The organism is Cryobacterium sinapicolor (assembly GCF_004403465.1).
Classification (GTDB): Bacteria; Actinomycetota; Actinomycetes; order Actinomycetales; family Microbacteriaceae; genus Cryobacterium; species Cryobacterium sinapicolor.
This window is the reverse complement of sequence record NZ_SOGQ01000050.1, coordinates 88,826-95,847: the sequence shown is the minus strand read 5'-3', so window position 1 is coordinate 95,847 and position 7,022 is coordinate 88,826. Positions and strand designations below refer to the sequence as shown.

At 67.8% G+C, this 7,022-nt stretch carries 6 protein-coding genes and 2 tRNA genes; 7 read left to right on the top strand and 1 reads right to left on the bottom strand.

Annotation, left to right across the window (positions count from 1 at the left end):
• The first annotated feature begins 298 nt into the window (after positions 1 to 298).
• Genes E3T28_RS10365 through E3T28_RS10355 form a run of 3 tightly spaced genes read left to right on the top strand, consistent with a single transcriptional unit; the run spans position 299 to position 3,513 of the window.
• Complete coding sequence (locus E3T28_RS10365) at positions 299 to 1,792, top strand: sensor histidine kinase (protein ID WP_134430614.1); 1,494 nt, start codon at positions 299 to 301, stop codon at positions 1,790 to 1,792.
• A 4-nt stretch (positions 1,793 to 1,796) separates the two neighbouring features.
• On the top strand, positions 1,797 to 2,483 hold the full coding sequence (locus E3T28_RS10360; RefSeq protein ID WP_134430612.1) for a response regulator: 687 nt from the start codon (positions 1,797 to 1,799) through the stop codon (positions 2,481 to 2,483).
• Between the two features lie 58 nt (positions 2,484 to 2,541).
• Entirely contained in the window at positions 2,542 to 3,513 is a 972-nt protein-coding gene (locus E3T28_RS10355; protein ID WP_134430609.1) for an L-lactate dehydrogenase, read from the top strand.
• A gap of 45 nt (positions 3,514 to 3,558) precedes the next feature.
• Here the strand turns inward: E3T28_RS10355 and E3T28_RS10350 are convergent.
• Positions 3,559 to 3,632 (bottom strand) — tRNA-Gly (locus E3T28_RS10350).
• 168 nt (positions 3,633 to 3,800) lie between these two features.
• On the opposite strand from E3T28_RS10350, the gene E3T28_RS10345 reads away from it, so the two are divergent.
• The 4 genes from E3T28_RS10345 to E3T28_RS10330 all read left to right on the top strand — a co-directional run bounded on the left by E3T28_RS10345 (position 3,801) and on the right by E3T28_RS10330 (position 7,001).
• A tRNA-Pro gene (locus E3T28_RS10345) sits at positions 3,801 to 3,877 on the top strand.
• Between the two features lie 40 nt (positions 3,878 to 3,917).
• Positions 3,918 to 5,408: a trigger factor gene (tig, locus tag E3T28_RS10340; protein ID WP_166786992.1), complete on the top strand. Its 1,491-nt coding sequence runs from the start codon at positions 3,918 to 3,920 to the stop codon at positions 5,406 to 5,408.
• Positions 5,409 to 5,714: 306 nt separating this feature from the next.
• Positions 5,715 to 6,314 carry an ATP-dependent Clp protease proteolytic subunit gene (locus E3T28_RS10335; protein ID WP_134430606.1) on the top strand — a complete coding sequence of 200 codons (600 nt, stop codon included), beginning with the start codon at positions 5,715 to 5,717 and terminating at the stop codon, positions 6,312 to 6,314.
• 15 nt (positions 6,315 to 6,329) lie between these two features.
• Complete coding sequence (locus tag E3T28_RS10330; RefSeq protein ID WP_134430603.1) at positions 6,330 to 7,001, top strand: ATP-dependent Clp protease proteolytic subunit; 672 nt, start codon at positions 6,330 to 6,332, stop codon at positions 6,999 to 7,001.
• The last annotated feature ends 21 nt before the right edge of the window (positions 7,002 to 7,022 follow it).

Here is a 7,022-nt window from a genome sequence, read left to right as displayed (position 1 = left end):
CTGCACCAGACCCTCGGCTACTCAACACCCACCGAACGACTCATCAAACTCACACTCGCCGCCTAAAATGAAACCGAGGACCCCGTCCGAAAAGACCGGGTCACCCCAGCTGGCAAACGCGGCGTGTCGCAGAATTCTCCGGTTTTACGTCGCGACGGATGCCGGGGGCCCGGACCGTGCGCCGTTGCGCGCCGCCAGCCCCGGGGGTTTACCCCCGCTGAAATGCGGTTGCCAGCGGGATGTGTCCCGCCTGACCCGGCGATCAGGCTGAGGACCGACAGACTTACTGGAGGACACCATGCCCACAACGACCGGAGCCATCATCACCGCACAGACGGGAACCGACCCGACGGCCGCCACACCCACGGCCGCCACACCCACGGCCGCCGCGCCCACCGGCTCGGACGGCGATGGAACCCGCACCACCTACGGCGCGCTCTGGCGCCGCGTGCCGCAGGAGCTGCTCTTCCTGCTGCTCACCCTGCCGGTGGTCGTGATCGCGCTCACCGTGCTGAGCACCGTCTTCTTCACCGGAGTGGGTCTGCTCGCCGTCGTCGTCGGGATCGTGGTCGTGGTGGCATCCCTCTACCTCGCCCGCGGCATCGGACTGGTCGAACTCGTCCGTCTGCGCTGGGCCGGCCAGCCCGCCACCACCCCGCCGCGATGGGAGACGCCGGGCGAGCCGGCGACCACCCTCCGGGCCCTGCTCGGCCCGCTCGTCAACGGGCACTACTGGCTCTACCTGCTGCACGGCATGGTGGTGAACGTCGTGCTCGGCCTCGTCAGCTGGACCGTCACCGTCGTCTGGCTCTCGGTGGGCCTCGGCGGCGTCAGCTACTGGTTCTGGGGCCGCTTCCTGACCGACACCGACGGGGTCTGGCTGCACGAGGTGATCCTCGGCTGGGTGCTGCCGGGCACCACCCTTCCGATCGACCCTCTCCTGGCCGAGAGCCTCTTCCAGCTCGCGCTGGGCCTCCTCTTCCTGCTGACCCTGCCGTACATCACGCACGCGTTCACCCTGCTGCACCAGTTCGCGGCGCGCGGCATGCTGGGCGCCTGGCGGTCCGAGGCGTTGCAGCGCGAGGTCGCCGACCTCAGCGCGTCACGCGGGGCGGCCGTCGCCGCGGAGGACCAGTCCCTACGGCGACTGGAGCGGGACATCCACGATGGCCCGCAGCAGCGCCTGGTGCGCCTGCAGATGGACCTCGCCAGCGCCGAGCGCAAGCTGACGACCGACCCGGATGCTGCGCGCGCCCTGATCGTGGAGGCCCGGGAACAGGCGCACGACACCCTCGAGGAGCTGCGGGCGCTGTCCCGCGGGCTGGTGCCGCCCATCCTGCAGGACCGCGGCCTCCTCGCCGGCCTCGAGTCCCTGGCCGCGCGCAGCACGGTTCCGGTGCGCCTCGAGTTGCAGGTCGACCCCGCGCTGCGGCTGTCGAGTGAGATCGAGCGCAGCGCGTATTTCGTGGCCGCGGAGCTGCTCACCAACGCCGCCAAGCACGCGCGGGCCACGGGCATCCGTCTGCACCTGGCCCTGCGTCCAGTGGCCGACGAGGGCAGCACCGGCAGCACCGGAACGGCCGGCACCACCTGGCTCGACCTCTGGGTGATCGACGACGGCGTCGGCGGGGCCCGGCTGATCGACGCGCACGGCCTGCAGGGGCTCGACGAACGCCTGCGCGGGCTGCGCGGCGTGCTCTCGGTGCGGAGCCCCGATGGCGGACCGACGGCCATCGGGGCGCACATCCCGCTGCCCGCGGCCGTGCCGGTCCGTGCCGTCGCCGTATCCTGAACGGATGACCGACCTCGCCTCAGCCTCTCCCGCGGCTTCGCCCACCCCACCGCTGCGGCTCGTGCTGGCCGAGGACTCGGTGCTGCTGCGGGAGGGACTGATCCGGCTGTTCGATGAGGCGGGATTCGAGACCGTCGCCTCCTACGGCGACGCGGATTCCCTCCTCGCCGAGGTCGACGCCCGGCGGCCCGACGTTGCCGTGCTCGACGTGCGGATGCCGCCGACCTTCCGCGACGAGGGCGTGCGGGCCGCGTTGGAACTGCGCCGCCGGCTGCCGAAGGTGGGCATCCTGCTGCTCAGTCAGTATGTGGAGGGCACCTACGCGCATGAGCTGCTGGCCGCCGGCAACGGGGGACTGGGCTACCTGCTCAAGGACCGGGTGGCGTCGCTCGACGAACTGCGCGACGCCGTCACCCGCATCAGCGCGGGTGGTACCGTGCTCGACCCGCAGGTTGTGCGTGAGCTGCTGGCCCGCCGCACCGACCCCCTCGCGGCTCTCACGCCGCGCGAGCGCGACGTGCTCGGGCTGATGGCGGAGGGGCGCACCAACGCCAGCATCTCGGCGATGCTCGTGATCGGCGTCGGCGCGGTCGAGAAGAACGTGACGTCGATATTCCAGAAGCTGGGCCTCGACGATTCGGGTTCCGACCACCGCCGGGTGCTGGCCGTACTCACCTTTTTGCGACACTGACCGTCGTGCGGGCATCCGGATGCCCGGAACTGGACCGGGCAGGGCGCAGAATTGGCTCATGAGCGAGATCGCGAATTCCAAGCTGGCCATCATCGGAGCCGGGGCCGTCGGGTCGTCCCTGGCCTACGCCGCGCTGATCCGGCAGTCCGCGCGGGAAGTCGTGCTCTACGACATCAATGGGCCCAAGGTGGAGGCCGAGGTTCTCGACCTGGCCCACGGCACCCAGTTCACGGGGGCCTCCTGCGTGGCCGGCGGCAGCGACCTCGACGCCATCGCCGGAGCGAACATGGTCGTGATCACGGCCGGGGCGAGGCAGCACCCCGGTCAGTCACGGCTGGAGATGGCGGGCGTCAACGTCGGCATCCTGCGGGAACTAATGCCCAGACTGGTCGAGCGGGCCCCGGACGCCGTCTACATGCTCGTCACCAACCCCTGCGATGTGCTGGCCTACGCCGCCCGTGAGTTCAGCGGGCTCCCGGCCGCGCGCGTCTTCGGTTCGGGCACGGTGCTCGACTCCTCCCGGCTGCGCTGGATGCTCGCGCACCGGGTCGGCGTCGCGATCGCCAATGTTCACGCCGTGATCGTCGGCGAGCATGGCGACTCGGAGTTCCCGCTCTGGTCCCAGGCCCGGATCGGCCCGATCTCCCTGGCCGAGTGGGTGCAGGACGATATCTCGCCCCAAGGCCTGGAACCCTTCTCGGAGGCCGAATTCGACGCGATCACCGAGAGCGTGAAGAGCGCGGCGTACACGGTCATTGCCGGCAAGGGCGCCACGAACTATGCGATCGGGCTCTCCGGCGCCCGGATCGTCGAGGCGGTGCTGCGCGACGAGGGCGCGGTTCTCCCGGTCAGCTCGGTGCTCACGGACTACCGCGGCGTCAGCAACGTGGCGCTGTCAGTCCCGAGCGTGATCAACGCCGAGGGAGTCTCGCGCGTGATCGAGGTGCCCTTCAACGAGAAGGAGCAGGAGCTGTTCGAGCACTCTGCGGCGACGCTGCGCACGACCCTGAACGGGCTGGGACTCGGCTGAGCCGTGGGAACTCGGCCTGCGCGGCGGCCCGTCGCGGGCCCGGCGTGGAGGGGATGACGGGAATCGAACCCGCGCCATCAGTTTGGAAAACTGAGGCTCTACCATTGAGCTACATCCCCTGGGCGCAGTCTCCTGCGCACTCACACAGCGTAGTACACCTTGACGGTCGCCGACTGCACGCCCCGGCCCGCGGCATCCGGGCCGTGCAGTAGACTTACCGAGGTCATTCCGCGAACTGCGTGAACTTTGCGCCCCAACGGATGCCACCACCGGGTTGAGATATTGTCCGGGGCGTAGCTCAGCTTGGTAGAGCGCTCGGTTTGGGGCCGAGAGGTCGCAGGTTCGAATCCTGTCGCCCCGACCAACACCCCCCTAAACATCGGTCGAACACAGGAGATTGCCACGTGAAGTCCACGGTAGAAAAACTGAGCCCCACTCGCGCGAAGGTCACCATCTCGGTGGCTCCCGAGGAGTTGAAGCCCAGCATCACCCACGCCTACGGCCACATCGCCGAGGACATCAACATTCCCGGCTTCCGCAAGGGCAAGGTCCCGCCGGCCATCATCGACCAGCGCGTCGGCAAGTCCGCCGTGCTGGAGCACGCGGTCAACGAGAGCCTCGACGGTTTCTACCGCTCGGCCGTGACCGAGCACAAGCTGCGCCCGTTGGGCCGCCCCGAGGCCGACATCGTCGCCTGGCCCAGCGACAAGGACTTCTCCGGAGATCTGGAGCTGGCCATCGAGGTCGACGTGCGCCCCGAGATCGACATGCCGAACTATTCCGGCCTGAAGCTCACCGTCGACGCCGTCGAGGTGTCCGACGAAGAGGTCGCCGAGGAGCTCGACAACCTGCGCAGCCGCTTCGGCACGCTCGTGACCGTCGACCGCCCCGCCACCACGGGAGACTTCGTGCAGATCGACCTGATCGCCGCCATCAGCGGCGTCGAGGTCGACAACGCCACCGGCATCTCCTATGAGGTCGGCTCCGGCGACCTCATCGACGGCATCGACGAGGCGCTCGACTCCCTCAGCGCCGGCGAGACCACCACCTTCAACTCCAACCTGATGGGTGGGGACCACGAGGGCGAGACCGCCGAGATCACCGTCACCGTCGGCGCCGTCAAGGAGCGCGAGCTTCCCACCGCCGACGACGACTTCGCGCAGATCGCCAGCGAATTCGACACCATCGCCGAGCTGACCGAGAGCCTCAAGGGCCAGGTCGAGCGCTCCAAGGTCTTCGGCCAGGGCACCCAGGCCCGCGAGAAGCTCGTCGAGCAGCTGCTCGAATCAGTCGAGGTCCCGATCCCGGCCGCGATCATCGAGGACGAGGTTCGCCGCCACCTCGAGGGCGAGAACCGCCTCGAAGACGCCGAGCACCGCGCCGAGGTCACCGAGGCCAGCGAGAAGACCTTCCGTCAGCAGATCCTGCTCGACACCATCGCCGAAGCGGAGAAGGTCCAGGTCAGCCAGGACGAGCTCACCCAGTACCTGATCCAGGGTGCAGCCCAGTACGGCATGGACCCGAGCGAATTCGTCCAGGCGTTGAGCGGCAACGGTCAGATCCCGTCGATGGTGGCCGAGGTCGCCCGCAACAAGGCCCTCGCCATCGCCCTGGGCAAGGCCGAGGTCGTCGACTCCAACGGCGACTCCGTCGACCTGTCCGAGTTCGTCGCGATCGCCGACGAGGCGTCCGACGTGGCGTCCGACGAGGACGACGACGAGATCGCGGAAGACGACTCCGACGCCGCCGAGGTCGAGGCCGAGGTCGACGCCGAGGTTGAGGCCATCAAGGCCGCCGAGGCCAAGGCCGAGAAGGCCGCCAAGGCCAAGGCCGAGAAGGCCGCCAAGGCCAAGGCCGCCGCTGCGAAGAAGAAGGCTGCCGCAGCCAAGAAGTAGCACCACCGCGTCGCTCACGCGAGCCGACGGGCCGGATGTCACAGACATCCGGCCCGTTTCGCATTTGTGCCCTCCCCTCCACGGCCCTGAACGAAGTCGACGGAGATTTTCCGGTTTTGGGCCGTTGTGCTCGGTTTTCGGGCCTGGAGGGCAAAATCTCCGTCGAAGTCGCTCGGAGCGACGGATGCGCGGGGCGCACCAGGGCGGCGCCGGGTGGCGTGTTATCTGCCGAGGGCGAACACAGCCGTTCCGGAGCGTTGGCTCCTATAGATTCATTCTGAAGCGACAAGTGAAACGGAGCGCGACATGGCCGATATGACACCCACACCCGGCGTTTTTGACCGACTGCTGAAAGACCGCATCATCTGGCTGGGTTCAGAGGTCCGGGACGAGAACGCCAACGAGATTTGTGCCAAGATCCTGCTGCTGGCTGCAGAGGACTCGGAGAAGGACATTTTCCTGTACGTCAACTCGCCCGGCGGCTCGATCACGGCGGGCATGGCCATCTACGACACGATGAGGTTCGTACCGAACGACATCGTCACCGTCGGCATCGGACTCGCTGCCTCGATGGGGCAGTTCCTGTTGTCCTCCGGAACCAAGGGCAAGCGGTACATCACCCCCAACGCCCGCGTCCTGCTGCACCAGCCGTCCGGCGGATTCGGTGGCACTGCCGCCGACATCCAGACCCAGGCCAAGGTCATCCTGGACATGAAGAAGCGGATGGCCGAACTCACGGCCGAGCAGACCGGCAAGTCGGTCGAGCAGATCCTCATCGACAACGACCGCGACAACTGGTTCACCGCCGACGAGGCCGTGGCATATGGTTTCGTCGACCACCTGCGCGGCTCCGCGTCGGAGGTAATCGGCGGCGGCGGCACCGATGACTCAGTGAACAAGAAGTAGGACGGGCGAAACGACATGGAATTCACGAATTTTGGTCACCAGGCCGGGGGACGCGCCCCGCAGTCACCCGAGGCCCGTTACATCCTCCCCACCTTTGAAGAGCGCACGGCATACGGCTACAAGCGCCAGGACCCGTACGCGAAGCTCTTCGAGGACCGCATCATCTTCCTCGGCGTGCAGGTCGACGACGCGTCCGCTGACGATGTCATGGCCCAGCTCCTCGTGCTCGAGAGCCAGGATCCCGACCGCGACATCGTGATGTACATCAACTCCCCGGGTGGCTCCTTCACGGCGATGACGGCGATCTACGACACGATGCAGTACATTCGCCCGCACATCCAGACGGTCTGCCTCGGCCAGGCGGCTTCCGCCGCCGCCGTGCTGCTCGCCGGCGGCACACCGGGGAAGCGCCTCGCCCTTCCGAATGCGCGTATCCTCATCCACCAGCCGTCGGCGGGCGGACAGGGCGGGGGTCAGGCGTCTGACATCGAGATCCAGGCCGCAGAGATTCAGCGCATGCGCGAATGGCTGGAATTCACCATCGCCCACCACTCCAACCGCAGCGCGGAGCAGGTTCACAAGGACATCGACCGCGACAAGATCCTCGGTTCGCCCGAGGCCCTCGAGTACGGCCTGATCGACCAGATCCTGACCAGCCGCAAAAACGTGCCCACGCTCGTCAAGTAGTAGGGCGAAACCGTGAACGCG